Source organism: Methylobacterium sp. J-072 (genome assembly GCF_022829425.1).
Taxonomy (GTDB): domain Bacteria; phylum Pseudomonadota; class Alphaproteobacteria; order Rhizobiales; family Beijerinckiaceae; genus Methylobacterium.
In genome coordinates, this window is record NZ_JAKSYK010000195.1 from 1 (window position 1) to 18,663 (window position 18,663).

General features: G+C 70.6%; 17 protein-coding genes and 1 pseudogene. 8 read left to right on the forward strand and 10 right to left on the reverse strand.

Annotation, left to right across the window (positions count from 1 at the left end):
* Positions 1-329, reverse strand: a pseudogene (locus tag MKK67_RS24900) (porin family protein); the annotation flags it as partial.
* A gap of 577 nt (positions 330-906) precedes the next feature.
* On the opposite strand from MKK67_RS24900, the gene MKK67_RS24905 reads away from it, so the two are divergent.
* Complete coding sequence (locus MKK67_RS24905; RefSeq protein WP_243970911.1) at positions 907-1,389, forward strand: DUF2721 domain-containing protein; 483 nt, start codon at positions 907-909, stop codon at positions 1,387-1,389.
* Between the two features lie 93 nt (positions 1,390-1,482).
* Positions 1,483-1,689 carry a hypothetical protein gene (locus MKK67_RS24910; RefSeq protein WP_243970591.1) on the forward strand — a complete coding sequence of 69 codons (207 nt, stop codon included), beginning with the start codon at positions 1,483-1,485 and terminating at the stop codon, positions 1,687-1,689.
* Between the two features lie 67 nt (positions 1,690-1,756).
* On the opposite strand, the gene MKK67_RS24915 is transcribed toward MKK67_RS24910, so the two are convergent.
* From MKK67_RS24915 to MKK67_RS24925, 3 genes are all read right to left on the reverse strand, one after another.
* The gene (locus tag MKK67_RS24915; protein ID WP_243970593.1) at positions 1,757-1,957 is read right to left on the reverse strand and encodes a hypothetical protein; all 201 of its coding nucleotides are present in this window, start codon (positions 1,955-1,957) and stop codon (positions 1,757-1,759) included.
* Positions 1,958-2,094: 137 nt separating this feature from the next.
* The gene (locus MKK67_RS24920) at positions 2,095-2,424 is read right to left on the reverse strand and encodes an energy transducer TonB (protein ID WP_243970595.1); all 330 of its coding nucleotides are present in this window, start codon (positions 2,422-2,424) and stop codon (positions 2,095-2,097) included.
* Positions 2,425-2,485: 61 nt separating this feature from the next.
* Entirely contained in the window at positions 2,486-2,728 is a 243-nt protein-coding gene (locus tag MKK67_RS24925; protein ID WP_243970597.1) for a hypothetical protein, read from the reverse strand.
* 173 nt (positions 2,729-2,901) lie between these two features.
* Here MKK67_RS24925 and MKK67_RS24930 point away from each other — a divergent pair, with 173 nt between their 5' ends.
* The 6 genes from MKK67_RS24930 to MKK67_RS24955 all read left to right on the forward strand — a co-directional run bounded on the left by MKK67_RS24930 (position 2,902) and on the right by MKK67_RS24955 (position 10,598).
* Positions 2,902-3,738, forward strand: a complete 837-nt coding sequence (locus MKK67_RS24930) for an outer membrane protein (RefSeq protein WP_243970599.1) — start codon at positions 2,902-2,904, stop codon at positions 3,736-3,738.
* A 206-nt stretch (positions 3,739-3,944) separates the two neighbouring features.
* Positions 3,945-4,124 carry a hypothetical protein gene (locus MKK67_RS24935; protein WP_243970601.1) on the forward strand — a complete coding sequence of 60 codons (180 nt, stop codon included), beginning with the start codon at positions 3,945-3,947 and terminating at the stop codon, positions 4,122-4,124.
* 288 nt (positions 4,125-4,412) lie between these two features.
* Positions 4,413-5,438, forward strand: coding sequence for a helix-turn-helix domain-containing protein (locus MKK67_RS24940; protein WP_243970603.1), 1,026 nt, complete (start codon positions 4,413-4,415; stop codon positions 5,436-5,438).
* A gap of 90 nt (positions 5,439-5,528) precedes the next feature.
* Complete coding sequence (locus MKK67_RS24945) at positions 5,529-5,888, forward strand: hypothetical protein (RefSeq protein ID WP_243970606.1); 360 nt, start codon at positions 5,529-5,531, stop codon at positions 5,886-5,888.
* Between the two features lie 134 nt (positions 5,889-6,022).
* Positions 6,023-7,333 (forward strand): efflux RND transporter periplasmic adaptor subunit, encoded by a 1,311-nt coding sequence (locus MKK67_RS24950; RefSeq protein WP_243970608.1) that lies wholly within the window; start codon positions 6,023-6,025, stop codon positions 7,331-7,333.
* A 10-nt stretch (positions 7,334-7,343) separates the two neighbouring features.
* Positions 7,344-10,598 (forward strand): efflux RND transporter permease subunit, encoded by a 3,255-nt coding sequence (locus MKK67_RS24955; RefSeq protein WP_243970610.1) that lies wholly within the window; start codon positions 7,344-7,346, stop codon positions 10,596-10,598.
* On the opposite strand, the gene MKK67_RS24960 is transcribed toward MKK67_RS24955, so the two are convergent.
* From MKK67_RS24960 to MKK67_RS24985, 6 genes are all read right to left on the reverse strand, one after another.
* Positions 10,505-13,675, reverse strand: coding sequence for an efflux RND transporter permease subunit (locus MKK67_RS24960; protein ID WP_243970612.1), 3,171 nt, complete (start codon positions 13,673-13,675; stop codon positions 10,505-10,507). The genes MKK67_RS24955 and MKK67_RS24960 overlap by 94 nt on opposite strands.
* A complete protein-coding gene (locus MKK67_RS24965; RefSeq protein ID WP_243970614.1) occupies positions 13,672-15,105 on the reverse strand; it encodes an efflux RND transporter periplasmic adaptor subunit in 1,434 nt (477 codons plus the stop codon). The genes MKK67_RS24960 and MKK67_RS24965 overlap by 4 nt, the downstream gene beginning before the upstream one ends.
* Complete coding sequence (locus MKK67_RS24970) at positions 15,102-15,509, reverse strand: FixH family protein (protein ID WP_243970616.1); 408 nt, start codon at positions 15,507-15,509, stop codon at positions 15,102-15,104. The genes MKK67_RS24965 and MKK67_RS24970 overlap by 4 nt, the downstream gene beginning before the upstream one ends.
* Before the next feature lie 77 nt (positions 15,510-15,586).
* Positions 15,587-16,030 carry a hypothetical protein gene (locus MKK67_RS24975; protein WP_243970618.1) on the reverse strand — a complete coding sequence of 148 codons (444 nt, stop codon included), beginning with the start codon at positions 16,028-16,030 and terminating at the stop codon, positions 15,587-15,589.
* A gap of 148 nt (positions 16,031-16,178) precedes the next feature.
* Complete coding sequence (locus MKK67_RS24980) at positions 16,179-16,901, reverse strand: carbonic anhydrase (RefSeq protein WP_243970620.1); 723 nt, start codon at positions 16,899-16,901, stop codon at positions 16,179-16,181.
* A 197-nt stretch (positions 16,902-17,098) separates the two neighbouring features.
* Positions 17,099-17,488 carry a thiol-disulfide oxidoreductase DCC family protein gene (locus tag MKK67_RS24985; protein ID WP_243970622.1) on the reverse strand — a complete coding sequence of 130 codons (390 nt, stop codon included), beginning with the start codon at positions 17,486-17,488 and terminating at the stop codon, positions 17,099-17,101.
* Positions 17,489-18,663: the final 1,175 nt, after the last annotated feature.

Below are 18,663 nucleotides of genomic sequence, written 5' to 3' on the forward strand. Positions count from 1 at the left end.
ACGCCGGAGCCCGGGGTGAACTGATAGTTGTAGCCGACCTGGGCGCCGCCGGAGAAGCCGTCCTGGCTGCGGTTGCGGAAGGTGGCGACGGCGGCCGGGCCGTTGGTCAGGCCGACACCGCCCGGCACGACGAAGGTCGAATTGTCGGAGCGGCTGCTGGCGTCGAAGGCGTAGCCGGCGTTGATACCGAAATAGGCGCCGGTCCAGGTGAACACCGGCACGGGGGTGAACACCGGCGGCGGGGCGGCGCGGCGCGGCAGGTCGGCGGCCGAGGCGGCGCCGGTCAGGAGGGCCGTGGCGGCGCTCGCGAGAAGAAGCTTCTTGATCATCTGGTCCTCTGTCTCCCGTTCAACGGGATGTGTGCCCGGCAACAGAAACGGCAGGTTGAGGAAGCGCGATAGTGCAGCGCTGCAACACGGCTCCCGAGGGCCTCGAACCGGCAGACGGGCGCGTGCGGTTGAGCACATCCCGCACGCAGGAAAGCCGATTTCGGCCGAAGATTTGTATCTCGACGTTTCCGGCAGCAAAAAACCCCGCCGCACGGAGGCTGACGGGGCTGTAGTTTGCTCGAGAACATTCCCAGGACCAACCAGGAAGCTTCGGCTCCTGTTAGATCCGACTGGCCGGCGGCCCGCAAGCCCATCGAGTACTGTTGTTAGCGGTTAAGATTAATTTACCCGCCCTGCCCCTCGGATACCGGCCGTAAACCGCGCGTGGATCTCGGCCGGTCCGGGATCGCGGGCCTTCCTGCGAGGCTGCGGCAAGCCCGTGACGCGGGGCGCCGGGTTGCGCCCGCACGGCATCCTGTGGTGACCCTCCCGGCATGCCGTGTCCGAAAACATCCGCCGCCGCGCGGGACGATGCCGAAGGCCGGGCGGTCGCGCGACCCCCGCGAGCATGATGCCCATGTTCGGCTTCTCCCTGAGCTCCACCGAGCCCGACAGCATCGCCCACATCATCCAGGTCGCGCTCGCGCCGGCCTTCCTGCTGTCGGCGCTCGCGACCCTGCTGAACGTGTTCTCCACCCGCCTCGGCCGGATCTCCGACAAGGTCGACACGCTCTCGGGGGAGATCGTCACGGTGACGGATGCGGAGGCCGCGCGCCTGTCCCGCCGGCTGACCTTCCTGCGGCGGCGCTCCTTCGTCCTCGATGTCGCCGTCGTGCTCGCCTCGCTCGGCGCCTGCCTGATCGGGCTGGCCGTGCTGACCCTGTTCGTCGGGGCGATGCGCGATGCGGCGACCGCCTCGATCCTGTTCGCCTGCTTCGGCGCGGCTCTGGTCTGCACCGTGGCGGCGATCGGGGCGTTCATGACCGAGATCCTGATGGCCGGCCACGGGGTGCGTGACGAGGTCGATCACCAGCAGGACAAGGTTCCGGCGCAACCGTGATCCGCTCGGGTTTCGCGTTGCGTGCCCGAGGAACTTCGTCTTAATCTCGACGGTGCTTGATTCCGCTCGCCCGCCGCGTCCGAGTGTTCCGCCATGAGTGTCGCGATTCTGGTTGCCCTCATTGCCGGAGCCTTGTGCCTCGGGATGCTCTCCTCCCTCCTACCGTTCGGGCGGCGGGGCGAGGACGAGGAGATGGTTTTGCCCGACGAGAGCGAATTCTTCGATATCGGCGGCCCGATCATCGACCTGGAGCCGCTGATCCCGCTGCTCGATGCGCAGGCCATCGAATCGAAGCGGTGAGCGCGGTATCCTGGTCGCGTGGGGCCGCCGGCCCGATCGCATCCGGGCGGCGGCCCCGACCGTCGCTTTAGGCGGCCTCGTTGTCCGAATCGTCCGCGTCCAGGATGGTCTCCAGGTCGCCCACCAGGGCGTCGAGCTGATCGGCGGTCGCCTTGAGCTTCAGCTTGGTGCCGTCCTCGGCCTCCACCGCGATCTCGATATGGTCCTCGACCTTGGCGGCCAGGGCCTGCTTGATGGTGTAGGTCGTCACGTCAGCCGTGTTGGCCATGCCGGTCTCCTCGTTGGGCTGCGGGCAACGCGGAGTGTCCGGCATCGGCGCTGCGGCAGAAGCTCGCGTCGAAGACTCTTCGCAGCCTGTGCGGAGAGGCGGCCGTGACGGCGGGACGCTTCGCAGAATTGGCCCCCTTACAGTCGGGGGATGCGCCGCTCGACCACCCGCTGGCGATGGCTCGGGCTCTCCGGGAGGCGTGTCGGACTCGGCAGGGCCGGCAGCAGTTCCGGCTTGGCCCGGGGCGTCTCGACGACGACCGCCTCCAGCACCAGCGGCCGGGCCGGCTTGGTCAGGGCGAGCGGCTTGCCGGACTTCGCAGCCAGCGTCCCGATGGCCCAGAGCGCCAGACAGGCCAGGCCGACCCCGACACCCGTCCAGGACGGTTCCGAGCGGACCATCAGGAAGGCGGCGCCGGTCAGGGCGGCCGCGGCTGCGAACAGCCGGGGAGTCGGATCGCCGGACATCACGGCGCCAGCCTCACCGAGGCGGGCTGACGCTCGGTGAAGATCATCGCTCGAATGCGAGTCAATCCGCCAGGCTGGAGGGCGGCTGCCAGGTGGCGCCGGGATGCTCGCGGATGTCGCCGGCCCGGGCGCCGGTATCGGCATCGCTGGTCCAGTCGCCCGGCTCGGTGACGCTGGCGATCTCCGCCTCCGGGTAGGCGGCCGCCAGGAACAGGCGCGCCTCGCCCTCGGCCTCGGCCCGCACGGTCACGAGCGGCCTGTCTCGACCCGCATCGCGGATCTGGGCGATGAACAGCTTGGTCATGGGAGCCTCCGTACCGTGGGGCGCCAACGGGCCGGCGGCGGGATGGTTCAAGCCCGTCCCGATCGCGCGGCGATTGCCTTCCGCGGTACCTGTGGCAGCGACGATACAGCTTGAGTGTGGAAAACCGGGTAATTTCCGGGGCGATAGGAACATTCGCTGGGGAAAGACCAGTCATGAAGACGCTTCTGGCCTCGTTGGCCGCCTTTACTGCCCTGACCGCCGCCGCTTCGGCCGCCGACCTGCCGCGTCGCGCCGCCCCGCCGCCGATCTTCACCCCGGTGCCCGTGTTCACCTGGACCGGTGCGTATTTCGGTATCAACGCCGGCTACGCCTTCGACGCCAGCAGCAACAGCAACTCCAGCTTCGGGGTCCCGGCCGCGTTCGCCACGACCGCCGTCACCACCGCCACCTTCAGCCAGCGGAACCAGGAAGGTTTCACCGGCGGTGGCCAGGTCGGCTACAACTACCAGTTCACCCCGGGCTCGGGCGTGGTGGTCGGCATCGAGGCCGACGCCCAGTATCTCGACTTCGGCCGCAGCCGGAACAACGCCCTCATCACGGGCGGCCAGCTGCGTCCGGGCTTCACCGTCACCGACCCGCGCGGCCTGTCGAGCCTCGACTTCTTCGGCACCGTGCGCGGCCGCCTCGGCTACGCCTTCGACCGGGTCCTGGTGTACGGCACCGGCGGCTTCGCCTACGGCTCGGGCAGCGCCGATCGTTCGTTCGGCGGCTTCGCCGGCAACGACAGCTTCCGCACCGGCTACGCCGTCGGCGGCGGCATGGAATTTGCCCTCCCGGTCGACTCGTTCCTGAACTTCTTCCGGTCGAGCGCCGTCACGGTCAAGGTCGAAGGCCTGTACGTCAACCTCGACCGCAACACCCGCAACCAGGGCGCGTTCGTGATCAACGCCGCCAGCAACGTCCCGGCCTTCTCCAGCATCGTCGGCCGCCGCGACGACGAGTTCGCCGTCGTTCGCGCTGGCCTGAACTACAAGTTCGGCTCGTACTAAGACCCGGACCGCCCGGCCTTCGGGCCGGGTAAGCGATCCGACCCGCTGCAACGCCCCGGGAGCCTCCGCTCCCGGGGCGTTTGCCGTTGGGCCTCTCCGGGACGGCGCAGCCCTGCTGGTGCGCGACCGCCGGGAACAGCCGCTGGCCCCGGCGGGTTGTTGGGGTCATGCCGGCCTCGGTCGGCCCCTCTCAGTTCGAGCGTCTCATGACCAGCCGTACCCTTCAGTCCACGCTTCTCGCCCTCGCGCTCGTCGCCGGCAGCGCCGGGATGGCGGCCGCCCAGAGCACGCCCAACGGCAACACCTCGACGTCGGGCGCCCCCGCCGGCAGCAACAGCACGGGCAATGGCGCCACCGGCAGCGGTGCGGCCCCCAGCGGCAAGTAAGCGAGTCGGTAACCCGGCCTTAACCATAAAGGCCGAAAGACCGGTCGATCCAGGAGCCCAGCGCTCCGACGACCGTGCTTCCTTCAGCCCCGCGGCCTGTCCCGGCCCGCGGGGTTTTTTCGTGGCCCGGCCTGGGCGAGGGCGGGTCCGGATCCGCCATGCGCCCACTTTCCCCCGGAGCGAACCGGGCGCCATCCGCGAAACCTTGACCTTTCATCTGAAAAACAGCACCTCACATCAGTACGCGGCCGGCTGCGCACGCGAATGTTTGAATGCGTGACTCCGGTGATGCGGTCGAAATCAGTCCTGGAGATGGGCGCGGACGAGCCTGGTCTACATCAGGCGGCGGCCTGGCGTGAGGCCGTCGCCCCGTTCTGGGAATTCTCGATCCGGCAAGAGGATGTCGCCGATTTCCGCGGGCGATCGCAGGTCCGGCACCTGGGCAATGCCATCCTGTGCCGGGCGAGCGCCTCCAGCCTGCGGTTCGAGCGCCCGCGCGCGCTGGTCGCCCGGATGGGCGTCGATCACATCCTGGCCCATGTCCGCGTGTCCGGCCGGTCCCGGATCACGATCGACGGCAGCGAGCGCGATTGCGGGCCGGGCGATCTCTGCCTGTTCGACCTGTCCCGGCCCCTGGCTGCCCGCTCCACGGATTACCGCGCCCTGACGGTTGTGCTGCCGCGGTCGCTGTTCGGCCAGGGGGCGGGCGATCTCGATGCGCTCCACGGAACTGTCCTTCAGGGCACCACGCCGTTCGGCCGGCTGCTCGCCGATCATCTGCGCGTCCTGAGCGCCCAGGCCGACGGGTTCTCGGAGCGCGAGGCGCGGGCGGCCGCGGAGGCGACGGCGACGCTGCTCGCCGCCGCCGTCCCGTGCCTGTCCGGAGGCGGCCGGACCGGCCAGGCGCCGGAGCGCGCGCCGCTCCTCCTCGCCATGCGGCAGGTGATCGAGGCCGAACTGACCGCCCCGGGCCTGACCGCCGAATCGCTCTGCGGGCGGTTCGGTGTCTCGCGCAGCGCGCTCTACCGCCTGTTCGCCCCGATGGGCGGCGTGGCCGGCTACATCCGCCAGCGCCGGCTGGACCGCGCCTATCGGGACCTCGCCCGCGCGGGGGAGGGCCGGTCCGTGCGGATCTCGGAGGTCGCCTACCGGTGGCATTTCGAGAATCCCGCGCATTTCACGCAGGCGTTCCGGGACGCGTTCGGCTGCGCCCCCCGGGACGTCCGCGCTCAGGCCGGCGCACCACCCTCCCCGCTCCCGCCGTGCCAGGATTGGGCCGATTTCTACGACTGGGTCCTGCGGCTGTCCGCGTGAGCCTGGTCGCCCCGGTCCCGCCGGCCCTTGTGCGGCGCCCCTTGTGCGCCCGGGGCCGTATCGCCCATAACGGCCGCGATGACATCTCGGATGCGGCAGGGGCGCTCGGGGCGCGGCTGGTGGGCGATCGCCGCCCGCATGCTCGCGCGCGTCCTCGCCCTATCCTTGGCCCTGTCCCTGGCCGGACCGGGCGTGGGCCTCGCGGCGGATCTGGCATTCCATGCGGGCGGCCATCACGACCGCGTCGACGGGCCGTCCCTCGCGGAGGGCGGCAGCAGCGTCGACCCCGGCGTGACCGAGCACCTCCATTGCGGCTGCCACCAGGTCGCGCCGCTCGAGACCGGAATCCCGGCGCCGCCGGCGGTTCCCGGCCGGCCGGTCGCGGTCCGGATCGCCGCCGCCCTCCCCTCGGTCGTCCCGGACCGCCTGCCCCGGCCGCCCCGCGCGTGAGCTAACGCCGCCGGTTTCGGCGCGCGTCCTGGCCGGGCCCCCGCGCGGGCGCCCGGTTCGCCCTCCGCGTCATCTGAACGGGATCCCCCGGACGCCGCCGCGCGGCGCCTGCGGTCCCGGCCGAGCAGGCCCCCATGCGTCTCCTGATCTCCTGTCTCCTCCTGGCCGCCGGCATCGTCGTCGGCGCCGCCGTTCCGGACGTGTCCGGGTTCGTCCGGGACAGCCTCGCGGCGATCGGCCTGACCTGGGCCGCCGGCAAACCCGGCCCCGAACCGACCGGGCACGATCACGACCCTGGCCCGGCGCAGGCCGCCGCGCATGAGAGCCACGGGCACGCGGGCCACGACGCGCACGCGGAGGCGGGCGTGATCCGGATGAGCCCCGAGCAGGTGGCGGCCCAGGACATCACGGTCGCCCCGGTGGCGGGCGGCACCCTGGCGCGCCACCTGCTCGTTCCCGGCACGATCACGCCCGATACCGACCGGATCGCCCGGGTCCCCGCCCGGGTGGTCGGGACCGTCGCGGAGATGCGCAAGCGCCTGGGCGATTCCGTGCAGAAGGACGAGGTCGTCGCCGTGCTCGACAGCCGGGAGGTCGCCGACGCCAAGAGCGAGTATCTGACCGCCCTGGTCCAGGTCGAACTCCAGACGATCAATTTCGAGCGCCAGCAGAAACTGCTGGCCTCGCGCTCGGCCTCGGAATCGGCGTTCCAGAGCGCCCGCGCGGCGTTCCTGGAGACCCGTCTGCGGGCCGACCTCGCCCGCCAGAAGCTGTCGGCACTGGGGCTCGACGCCGCCGCGGTCGCGGCCGCGCAGACCCGCGACGAGGCGACCCCGACCCACTCGACCCTGCGCCGTTACGAGCTGCGGGCGCCGCTCGCCGGCCGCGTGGTCGAGCGCCGGGTCGATGTCGGCTCGGCGGTGGGCAAGGAGGGCGACCCGGCCGACCTCTATCTCGTGGCCGATCTCTCCACGGTCTGGATCGAGCTGTCGGTGCCGACCCTCGACCTCGCCCAGGTCCAGGAGGGCGCCCGCGTCGCCGTCACCCCGACGCGCGAGGGCGGCCGCCGCCGTGCGGAGGGGCGGGTGATCTTCGTGAGCCCGTTCCTCAACGCCGAGACGCGCTCGGCCCGGGTCGTGGTCGCCCTGCCCAATGCCGACCTGGCCTGGCGGCCCGGGACCTTCGTCACCGCCGAGCTCGAGATCGACCGGGACCACGTGCCGGTCCGGGTGCCCAAGGCGGCGCTCCAGACCGTGGCCGGCACGCGGGTGGTGTTCGTCCGGACCCCGGACGGGTTCGCGATGCGCGCGGTCGAGCTCGGGCGCTCCGACGACGAGGCCTACGCGGTCACGGCCGGGCTCGCGCCCGGCGAGGCCATCGCGGTCGCCAATTCCTTCCTGCTGAAGGCCGAGCTCGGCAAGGCCGAAGCCGGCCACGACGATTGAGGCGCCGGACATGCTGAGCCGCATCCTCGACGTTTCGATCCGCCAGCGCTGGCTGGTCCTGCTCCTCGTGCTGCTGGCGGCGGGTTTTGGCGCCACGGCCCTGACCCGGCTGCCGATCGACGCGGTCCCGGACATCACCAACAACCAGGTCCAGATCAACACGCTCGCGCCGGCCCTGTCGCCGGTCGATATCGAGCGCCAAGTGACCTACCCGGTCGAGACCGCGCTGGCCGGCATCAAGGGGCTCGACTACACCCGCTCGCTCTCGCGCAACGGCTTCTCGCAGGTCACAGCGGTCTTCGACGAGGGGCTCGACATCTACTTCGCCCGCCAGCAGGTCGCCGAGCGCCTGTCGCAGGTGAAGGGCGACCTGCCCCCCGGGGCCGAGCCGCATATGGGCCCGATCTCGACGGGCCTCGGCGAGATCACCATGTGGTCGGTCCACTACGCGAAGCCCGGTGAGCGGACGGTCTCGCCCGCCGGCCGGCCCGGCTGGCAGCCGGACGGCAGCTACCTGACTCCGGAGAACCAGCGCCTCGCCACCGCGCTGGAGCAGAACGCCTACCTGCGCACCGTCCAGGACTGGATCATCCGGCCCCAGATCCGGACCGTGCCGGGGGTGGCCGGCATCGACGGCATCGGCGGCTACGAGAAGCAGTACCACGTCCAGCCGGACCCGACGAAGCTGACCGCCCTCGACCTGTCCTTCGCGGACGTCGTCCGGGCGCTCCAGGCCAACAATGCCAACCAGGGCGCCCGCTACCTGGAGGACAATGGCGAGGGCACCATCGTCCGCGCCGCCGGCCGGCTGGAGAGCATGGAGGCGATCGCCGACGTGGTGGTGGCCACACGGGGCGGCGTGCCGGTGCGGGTCCGGGACGTGGCCGCCCTGCGGTTCGGGCGCGAATTGCGCACCGGCTCGGGCAGCGCGGACGGCCGGGAGGCCGTGATCGGCACCGCCCTGATGCGGATCGGCGAGAACAGCCGCACGGTCGCCACCGCGGTCGCCGCACGCCTGGACCAGATCCGGCGCACCCTGCCCCCCGGCATCGTCGTGCAGACGGTGCTCGACCGGACTGTCCTGGTCGAGGCCACGATCCGCACGGTGGCCCAGAACCTCGCCGAGGGCGCGGCCCTGGTGATCGCGGTGCTGGTCCTGCTGCTCGGCAACGTCCGGGCCGCCCTGGTCGCGGCCCTGGTGATCCCGGTCGCCATGCTGATGACCGTGACCGGCATGGTTGAGGCAAAAATCTCGGCCAACCTGATGAGCCTCGGCGCCCTGGATTTCGGGCTGATCGTCGATGGCGCCGTGATCATCACCGAGAATGCCCTGCGCCACCTCGCCGAGCGCCAGCACGCGCTGGGGCGCCGGCTCGATCTGGAGGAGCGCCTGGAGACGGTCCGGGCCTCGGCCGAGGAGATGATCCGCCCGTCCCTCTACGGGCAGGCGATCATCATCCTGGTCTACGCGCCGCTCCTGACCTTCACGGGGGTCGAGGGCAAGATGTTCGAGCCGATGGCGCTGACCGTGATCCTCGCCCTGGCCTGCGCGTTCCTGCTGTCGCTGACCTTCGTGCCGGCGCTGATCGCCATCGTGATCACCGGCCGGGTCACCGAGGCCGACAACCCGCTGATCCGGGGCCTCAAGGCCGCCTACCGGCCGCTGCTCGCCGCGGCGATCCGGGCGCCGGCGCCGGTCCTGGGGGCGGCCCTGCTGCTGCTCGTGGGCGCCGGCCTGCTGTCGGCCCGGCTCGGCACCGCGTTCATCCCGCTGCTGGACGAGAAGAGCATCGCGCTCAACGCCAGCCGGATCCCCTCGACCTCCCTGACCCAGTCGCAGGCCATGCAGCTCAAGGTCGAGCAGATCGTTGCGACCTTCCCGCAGGTGGCCACGGTCTTCTCGAAGACCGGCACCGCCGACATCGCCTCCGACCCGATGCCGCCAAGCGCCTCGGACACGTTCGTGATCCTGAAGCCGCAGGCGGAGTGGCCCGATGCCGCCCTGACCAAGGCGGCGCTCCAGGCGCAGATCGAGGCGGCCGTGGGGGCGCTCGCCGGCAACGTCTACGAGTTCTCCCAGCCGATCCAGATGCGCTTCAACGAACTGCTCGCCGGGACCCGGGGCGACCTCGCCGTCAAGGTGTTCGGCGACGCGTTCGAGCCGATGCTCAGGACCGCAAACCAGATTGCCGCGATCCTGCGCGGCATCGACGGGGCGGACGACGTGAAGGTCGAGCAGATCGCCGGGCTGCCGGTGTTCGAGATCGGGATCGACCGGACCGAGGCGGCGCGCCTGGGCCTGAGCACCGGGGCGATCCAGGAGGTGATCGGCGCCGCGATCGGCGGCCGGGACGCCGGCTTCGTGTTCGAGGGCGACCGGCGCTTCCCGATCGTGGTGCGCCTGACCGACGCCGTCCGGGAGGACCGCGAGGCCCTGGAGAACCTGCCCGTCCCCCTGCCCCCGGGGCCGAACGGCAAGGTCGCGTCCGTGCTGCTGCGGCAGGTCGCCAGCTTCTCGGTGACCGAGGGGCCGAACCAGATCTCGCGGGAGAACGGCCAGCGGCGCGTCGTCGTCACCGCCAACGTCCGCGGCCGGGACATCGGCTCGCTGGTGGCGGAGGCGCAGGGAAAGGTCGCCGAGCAGGTCGCGCTGCCGGCCGGCTCCTCCGTGACCTGGGGCGGCCAGTTCGAGAACCTCGCCTCGGCCCGGCGGCGCCTGACCCTGGTGGTACCGGTCTGCTTCGTCCTGATCTTCCTACTGCTGACCTCGGCGCTGGGCAGCGCCCGCGACGCGCTCCTCGTCTTCAGCGCCGTGCCCCTGGCGCTGACCGGCGGTATCGCGGCCCTGTGGCTGCGGGACATGCCGCTGTCGGTGCCGGCCGCCGTCGGGTTCATCGCGCTCTCGGGGGTGGCGGTGCTGAACGGCCTGGTGATGCTGAGCTTCATCAAGCAACTGGTCACCGAGGGCCGGCCCCTGCGGGCGGCGATCCTGGAGGGGGCCCTGACCCGGCTGCGGCCCGTGGCGATGACGGCGCTGGTCGCCTCGCTCGGCTTCGTCCCGATGGCCCTCGCCACCGGCACCGGCGCCGAGGTGCAAAGGCCGCTCGCCACCGTGGTGATCGGCGGCCTGATCAGCGCGACCCTGCTGACCCTGGTGGTGCTGCCGGCGCTCTATGCGCGGTTCGGGAGGGCCGCCGCCCCGGTCGGGGCCGAGCCTGACAGGTCGGCCTCCGCCGGCAGGCCCCGGCCCTTGATCAGGCCGTAGACCGCCGGGATCACGATCAGGGTCAGGAGCGTCGAGGAGGCCATGCCGCCGATCATCGGCACGGCGATCCGCTGCATCACCTCGGACCCCGCGCCGGTGCTCCACAGGATCGGCACCAGGCCGGCCATGATCGCCACCACGGTCATCATCTTCGGTCGGACCCGCTCCACCGCTCCGACCATGATGGCGGCGCGCAGGTCCTCCCGGGTGAGGGGCCGCCCGGCCCGCGCGGCCTTGCCACGCCGCTCGGTGAGCGCCTGGTCGAGATAGACCAGCATCAGGATCCCGGTCTCGGCGGCGACGCCGGCCAGCGCGATGAAGCCCACCGCCACGGCGACCGACAGGTGGAACCCCATCGCCCACATCAGCCAGACGCCGCCGACCAGCGCGAAGGGCAGCGACAGCAGTACGATCAGCGTCTCGGTCACCCGGCGGAACACGAGGTAGAGCAGCAGCACGATCACCATCAGGGTCGCCGGCACGACGATCCGCAGCCGCGCCTCGGCCCGCTCAAGGGCCTCGAACTGGCCGCTCCACTGCAGCGTCATCCCCTCCGGCAGCGGCACCGCCCGCGCCACCACGTCCCGCGCCTGCGCCACGTAGCCGCCGAGGTCGCGCCCGGCGATGTCGACGTAGAGGTAGAGGGCGAGCCGCCCGTTCTCGGTGCGGATCGCGGTCGGCCCGCGCGTAAGCTGGATCGACGCGACCGCGCCGAGCGGCACGCTCCCGCCGGCGGGCAGCGCCACCTGGACGTCGCTTGCAATCGCCTGCGGGTCGGACCGGAGGGCGCGCGGGTAGCGGACAGCGACGCCGTAGCGCTCGCGCCCCTCCACGGTGGTGGTGACGGTCGCCGCGCCGAGCGCCGTGGCGACCACGTCCTGGACGTCGCCCACGGTGAGTCCGTAGCGGCCGAGCGCCTCCCGGTCCGGGGTGATGTCGAGGAAGGTGCCGCCCACGACCCGCTCGGCATAGGCGCTCGTCGTGCCCGGAACCGTGCGAACCGCCGCCTCGACCCCCCGGGCGACTTGCTCCATGGCCGACAGATCGGTGCCGAACAGCTTGATGCCCACGGGGGTGCGGATGCCGGTGGCCAGCATGTCGATCCGGGCGCGGATCGGCTGGGTCCAGGCGTTGGACACGCCGGGAAACTGCAGCGCCTTGTCCATCTCGGCTCTGAGGCTCGCAAGCGTCACCCCGGGCCGCCACGCCTCCGGGGCCTTGAGCCGGATGATCGTCTCGAACATCTCGAGTGGCGCTGGATCGGTCGCGGTGCCGGCGCGTCCCGCCTTGCCGTAGACCGAGGCGACCTCCGGAAAGGTCTTGATGATCCGGTCCTGGGTCGCCAGCAGCTCCGCCGCCTTGGTGACGGAGAGGCCCGGCAGGGTGGTGGGCATGTAGAGCAGCGTGCCCTCGTTGAGCTCGGGCATGAATTCCGAGCCGAGCTGGCGCGCCGGCCAGATCGTGGCGGCGAGCACCCCGAGGGCCAGGACGAGCGTCAGGATCCGGGCCCGCAGCACCGCGGCGATCAGCGGCCGGTAGGCCCCGACCAGCAGCCGGTTCACCGGGTTGCGGTGCTCCGGCACGATCCGGCCGCGCAGGAACAGGATCATCAGCGCCGGCACCAGGGTCACCGACAGCAGCGCGGCGGCGGCCATCGCAAACGTTTTGGTGAAGGCCAGGGGCCCGAACAGCCGGCCCTCCTGGCTCTCCAGGGTGAAGATCGGCAGGAACGAGACCGTGATCACCAGGAGGGACAGGAACAGCGACGGCCCGACCTCGGCGGCGGCCCCGACCAGGATCTCGGCCCGGGGCCGCTCTGGAGGGGCGCGCTCCAGGTGCTTGTGGGCGTTCTCGATCATCACGATGGCGGCGTCGATCATCGCCCCGACCGCGATGGCGATGCCGCCGAGACTCATGATGTCGGCGCCGAGTCCGAGCGCCCGCATGACCGAAAACGCCATCAGGATCGCCACGGGCAGCATCAGGATCGCCACGAGCGCGCTGCGCAGGTGCAGCAGGAACACCACGCAGACCAGCGCGACGATGGCGCATTCCTCGACCAGGGTGTGGGTCAGCGTCGCGATGGCCGCGTCGATGAGCTGCGACCGGTCGTAGACCGGCACGATCGCGGTCCCGGCCGGCAGGCTTTTGGCGATCTCGGCGAGGCGATCCTTGACGCTGGCGATGACGGCGCGGGCGTTGGCGCCGAAGCGCTGCACGACGATGCCGCCGGCGACTTCGCCCTCCCCGTCGAGCTCGGCGATCCCGCGCCGCTCGTCGGGCCCGATCTCCACCCGGGCGACGTCGCGCACCCGCACCGGCGTGCCGGTGTCGGTCTTGAGCACGATGGCGCCGATATCCTGGGTGCTCTTGAGGTAGCCCCGGCCGCGCACCACCACCTCGAACTCGGACAGCTCGACCGTGCGGCCGCCGACATCGGCGTTGCTCGCCCGGATCGCGTCGCGCAGGCGGTTCAGGCCGATGCCCTGCGCCCGCAGGCGGTTCGGATCGACGATCACGCTGTACTGCTTGACGAAGCCGCCCACCGGGGCGACCTCCGCCACCCCCTCCCCGCGCGAGGCCGCGAACCGGATCACCCAATCCTGCAGGGAGCGCAGCTCGGCCAAAGTCCGCTGCCGGGCCAGGATGACGTACTGGTAGACCCAGCCGATGCCGGTGGCGTCGGGCCCGAGCGTCGGGATCACCCCGGCGGGCAGGCGGCTGCCTGCGCCGTTGAGGTATTCGAGCACCCGCGAGCGCGCCCAGTACGGGTCGGTGCCGTCCTCGAAGATGAGGGTGACGAACGAGACCCCGAACATCGAGACTCCGCGCACCACCTTGGCGCGCGGCACGGTCAGCATGGCGGTGGTCAGCGGGTAGGTGACCTGGTCCTCGACCACCTGCGGCGCCTGGCCCGGATACTCGGTGTAGACGATGGTCTGCACGTCCGAGAGGTCCGGAATGGCGTCCAGCGGCAGGGTGCGCAGGGCCTGGATGCCCCCCGCCACCGCGAAGACGGTGCCGATCAGAACGAGCACGCGGTTGCGCGCCGACCAGGCGATCAGCCGGGCGATCATCGGCCGCCCTCCCCGTCGGCCGGCGGGGCAGCGAGGCTCGCCAGCGCCGCCTTCAGATTGCTCTCGGCGTCGATCAGGAAATTGGCCGCGGTGACGACCCGCTCGCCGGCCCGGAGGCCCACGCGGATCTCGACGTAGCCGTCGCCGCGGCGCCCGATCTCGACCGCCCGGGGCGCGAACCGGCCCTCCCCACCATCGATCAGCACCGCCTGGCGCGATCCAGTCTCCAGTACGGCTCCCTCCGGCACCGCGACCACCGGCTCGGTGGAGCCCGTGGCGATCTCCACATCCGCATACATGTCGGGCAGGAGCAGCCCGTCCGGGTTCGGCAATTCGATCCGGATGCGGGTCGAACGGGTCTCCCGGTTCACCTGCGGGTAGATCATCCCGACCCGGCCGGTGAGGCTGCGGCCGGGCACCCGCACGGTGGCGGCCTGGCCGACGCGGATGCCGGCAAGATCGTGCTCCGGCACGTCGGCCAGCACCCAGATCCGCGACAGGTCGGCGATCCGGAACAGGGTGTCGCCGGCCGCGGCCTTCATGCCCTCGATGGCCCGGCGCTCAAGCACCAGCCCGTCCCGGGGCGAGGCCCAGGTGATCGCCCGCGGCACCGTCCGGGTGCGCTCCATCTCGGCGATCACCGCCTCGGAGACGTTGAGGTTGCGGATCCGCCGGCGGGCGCCGTCGAAGCCCGGATTGGCGATCAGCTGCGCGGCGGCGGCGTTGATCTCGGGCGCGTAGACCGAGACCAGAGGCTGCCCCTGCCGGACCCGGTCGCCGGTGGTGACGTCCTCGACATGGTCGACATAGGCGTCCGCCCGGGTCGCCACCACGGTGACCCGGCGCTCGTCCAGCGCCACCGTGCCCGGCACCCGGACCGGCCGGGACACGACCCGTCGCTCGACCACGGCGCTGCGCACGCCGGTGCGCTGGATCCGGCCCGGCGAGATCGTGACGGTGCTCGGGTCGGGATCGTCGCCGTCATAGACGGGGATGTAGTCCATCCCCATCGAATCTGTCTTGGGCACCGGCGAGGTGTCGGCCAGGCCCATCGGGTTGCGGTAGTAGCGCACGGCGCGGCTGGGATTTTTTGGCCCGTCGCCCTCCCCCGGCCCGGCCCGACCCGGAACGTCCTCGGCGGCGGGCCGGTCGAAGCGCAGATCCTCGCTGGCCTGGACGGCGCGGAACAGGCGTCCGTCCTCGGTCATCATCGGCGACAGGGAATAGACCGGCTTCCCGTCCGGATCCTGGTAATACACCACCGGCCCAGAGACCTTCGGCAGGGCAGCCGGAGTCCCGGCGGCGAAGCCCGCCCAGGCTCGGGCGACGGACAGGGGCGCCGCGCCGTCGGTCACGCGCCCTGCCCCATAGCCGAGGCCCCCCGCCGCCACGGCGACGAGGGTCCCGGTCAGCCAGGCCGCGCGGCTCACGGCACGGCCCGGAAGACGAGCTTGTCGCTGACGGTGCCGGTTTCGCCCTGGAGCTTCGCCCCCAGCGACAGCCGCCAGCCGCCCGCCATGGTGAGCTTGGTCTTGAACCGGTAGAGGCCCGGCTCCGTGGACGGGAGCTGCGCGAGGGTCGAGGTCATCTCGTCCATGCTGTCGGGGGCCATGTCGATGCGCTTGACGAAGATCACCGCGTCGGTGACCGGCTGGCCGCTGCGCGTGTCGACCAGGCGGACCGTCAGGACGGCGTCGCCGACCTTGGCCTCCTGGGTGACGAGCTCGAACCGGTAATCCGCGGGTGCGGCGCGAGCCGGGACCGTCAGGGCGACGCCGACGAGCGCGGCCGCGCAGGCGCGCGCCAAGGATTGGGCAACAGAGTGAAAGGTCACGAAAATCTCCTGAACCACGATGGCCGGCCGCACGGGCGTGCGGCCTCACACGGGCTCGGCGGCCCGCAGCATCGGGTTCAGGTTCGGGGCGGCTCGGGCGGCGGCGTCCCGGTGACGCTGGCGAACCCCTCGGCACGCAGCGCGAAGGCGGCCGCCCCGGTGGCGAGGGGCACCGGCAGGCCGATCGCGGAGGGCGGCAGGGAGGCAAGGCTACCGAGGCACAGGGCCATCAGCGGGCAGCCCTTGAGGCAGCCCTTGGCCCCGTCCCCGGGCTGATCCGCCGGCGCCGCAGCCTCGGGCGGGCAGCAAGGCATGGCCGCCATGGCGGCCTCGGCCATGTCCATCGCCATCGCGGGCCCGTCCATCGCATGGGCATGCCCGTGCAGCGGAGGAGCCTGATCCGCCTGGGCCATCGGCGCATGCATGCCGGCGACCGCCGCGGGGGCGGCGACCGGACTCAGGGCGAGGCTGAGAACCGCCAGAAGCGGAAGCAGCCGCCGAAGGGCCAACCAGAGGATCACGGGTCTAGGATGCCAGCTTTCGCAGCCCTGCGGAAGTGTTTCGGCTGACCGGGACAGGGCCGATCGCGGCGGCCTGGGGTCAAGGACGGCAGCGAAGGCGCAGGTCGGGACGGATGGCGCTCGCCGGCGAAGCGGGCGAGCGACCCCGCTACCCTTCGTTGAAAAAATCCACGTTGCCCGTATCCAGGCTGTAGGCGGCGCCGACCACGCGCAGCTTGCCGCTCTTCTGCGGGTCGGTGAGGAGCGGCTCGGCGGCCGAGCGCAGACGCGTCACCGTGCGGTCGACGTTGGCGCGGACCGCGTTCTCCACGAGATCCCCCGGCTTGTCCCGGACCGTCAGGACCGCCGGCACGATCGGCTCGATCATCTGGCCGATGGCGCCCGGGAAGGTGGTGTTGTTCTTGACCACGCTCACGGCGGCCTCGACGGCCCCGCAGCGACTGTGGCCCATCACCAGGATCAGCGGGACGCCGAGCTGCGCCACGGCATACTCGATCGAGCCGAGCGCCGTCGTGTCGACGGTGTTGCCGGCATTGCGCACGATGAACAGCTCGCCGAGGCCGCGGCCGAACAGGATCTCCGGCGAGACGCGGCTGTCGGAGCAGCTCACCAGCACGCAGAAGGGCGTCTGCCCGAGCGCGATCTCGATGCGGCGCTCACGCCCCTGAGCGGAGCGCACCGGCGAGTCGGTGAGATAACTGGAATTGCCGTCCTTGAGGGCTTTGAGCGCCTGATCGGGCGTCATGTCGGTCTTCTTGGTGCTCGGCGCGGCAGCCCGGGCCGGGTGCTGCGTCGCCAGGGCGGCGATCATCCCCGCCCCGAGGCTGCAACCGCATCCGAGAATGTGCCGACGGCTCAGTGTGTGCGTCATCGCGTTTCCCCCGGCCATCCATCACGCCACCAGCGAGCGAGCCGGATGAAAGCCTCACAGACAACGCTCTGATACCGGTGCTCAATCCAGTAATGGCCACGCAGTGGCGCTCAAATTGATATCGTCGACGTTTGTTATGCGGTCGGTCACAGGTTAGGCCTCGGCCTCCGCCGCAGAGCGCGCATGGGATCGGGTGTTCAGCGCTGCCGGCGAGCGATCAGCCGCGCCAGCCGCGGTCGCAGGGGCAACGACAGCCGGTAGGCCACCTCCGCCAGAGGCAGGACAAGCCGCAGCCCGAAGACGCGCAGATCGACGAGGCGGCCGAGCCAGCGCCAGTTCGGCAGGACACGCCACAACCGCGCGAACGCCGCCGCGCCCGACACCAGCCGACCATCCGCGCCACGCACGTGGAAGCGCCGCAGCGCGTCGCCCCGGTCGAGATCCGGCCCCAGGTCAGCGGCCGGCGCATTGCGCCCGACATCCACGAAGGCGATCCGCTCGGCTCCCCGGCAGTGTTGATAATGGCCGATCTCGGCCCGGCAGAGCGGGCAGCCGCCATCGTAGTAGACGGTCAGGTCGGAACTCATCGGATCACCTCTCACGGCCTGCACGGCCCCGCTCGCCCGGCGCCTGGGATACGACGACCTCGGCCGCTCGCGGCCGGGTCTCGGAGCGGGCTTCAAGGAAACGCGTCAGTACCGTGATCGGCCCCTTGAGCGGACGCAGTCGAAGGTGGCTCAGATCGTCGCCTGCGGTCTCTCCTCCCCTGGGCCGGGTTCTGCACCTAACCCTTGCGGAAGGCCGGTGTCTCGGACGTGGCGACGCCCTTCTGTGTCGAGACCGCGATGCCGCATCTGCATCCCCGGCCTGTGCAGCATCCTCAGAAGCAGCCGCGCGGCCTCATGGCGGCCCAGGTAGCGCTCCTGGGCCGGGCTCTTGTCGGGGCGCGGCACTTCGCCACCACTCGCGTGCGGCCCTGACGCAGGTCATGATCAGGCGTGGCCCGCAGGTTCTCCAACGCGCGGCGCACGCCCGCATGTGGAACGGCGCTGGCTGACGGCGACCATATCCGTGGGACGGTCTCCCGCAGGCCGAGTTGGTGGCCACGCGCCACGGACATCCGTCCAAGCCAGTCAGCAAGGAAGCCTGAGCGCCTCTGTTGAGGATTCGGATCAGGTTTGCGGACGGCCAAGCCTTCGCGCGAACGCGCGATAGAGCGGTTTTGCCCAAACCTGCAGATTCAGGACTCGTGCGGCAGATCAGTTGGTTTGTTTTTTATAGTCTTTGCTGAATTCAGTCTCGCGGTTCGATCGTATGTCGATGACATGAAGAACTATATATCATAATCTGCCAGAGCGGATCAATCGCACATTGCAAAAATGTGCATTTTCCTCTTGATTCGGCAATGCGATAAGATTTACGTTTCACCTTAGCTGATCGCCACAGCGTGCCGAAGTAATAACGTCAGAAAAATCAGTGATAAAATATAAATTACACACATCGAGTCCGACATAAAATCATGCGACGCTGTAATTTAATCTCCGTTCGCATTCGATAATTCTCATCTCGTCCTGATCGTCGATAGCAACGTCAAACGAGATTGGGCGCTGCCCCATGCAGTGAGAAGCAGTCGCATGGCGACCTCAGAAACCGAGCGCTGACCAGGAGGCCGCGCTCAAGAACGAAGCTCATCCAAAAAATACAAACTTATCGGGGGGAATATCATGAAATGCGCGATCAAGATCGCCGCCGCTGTCGTATT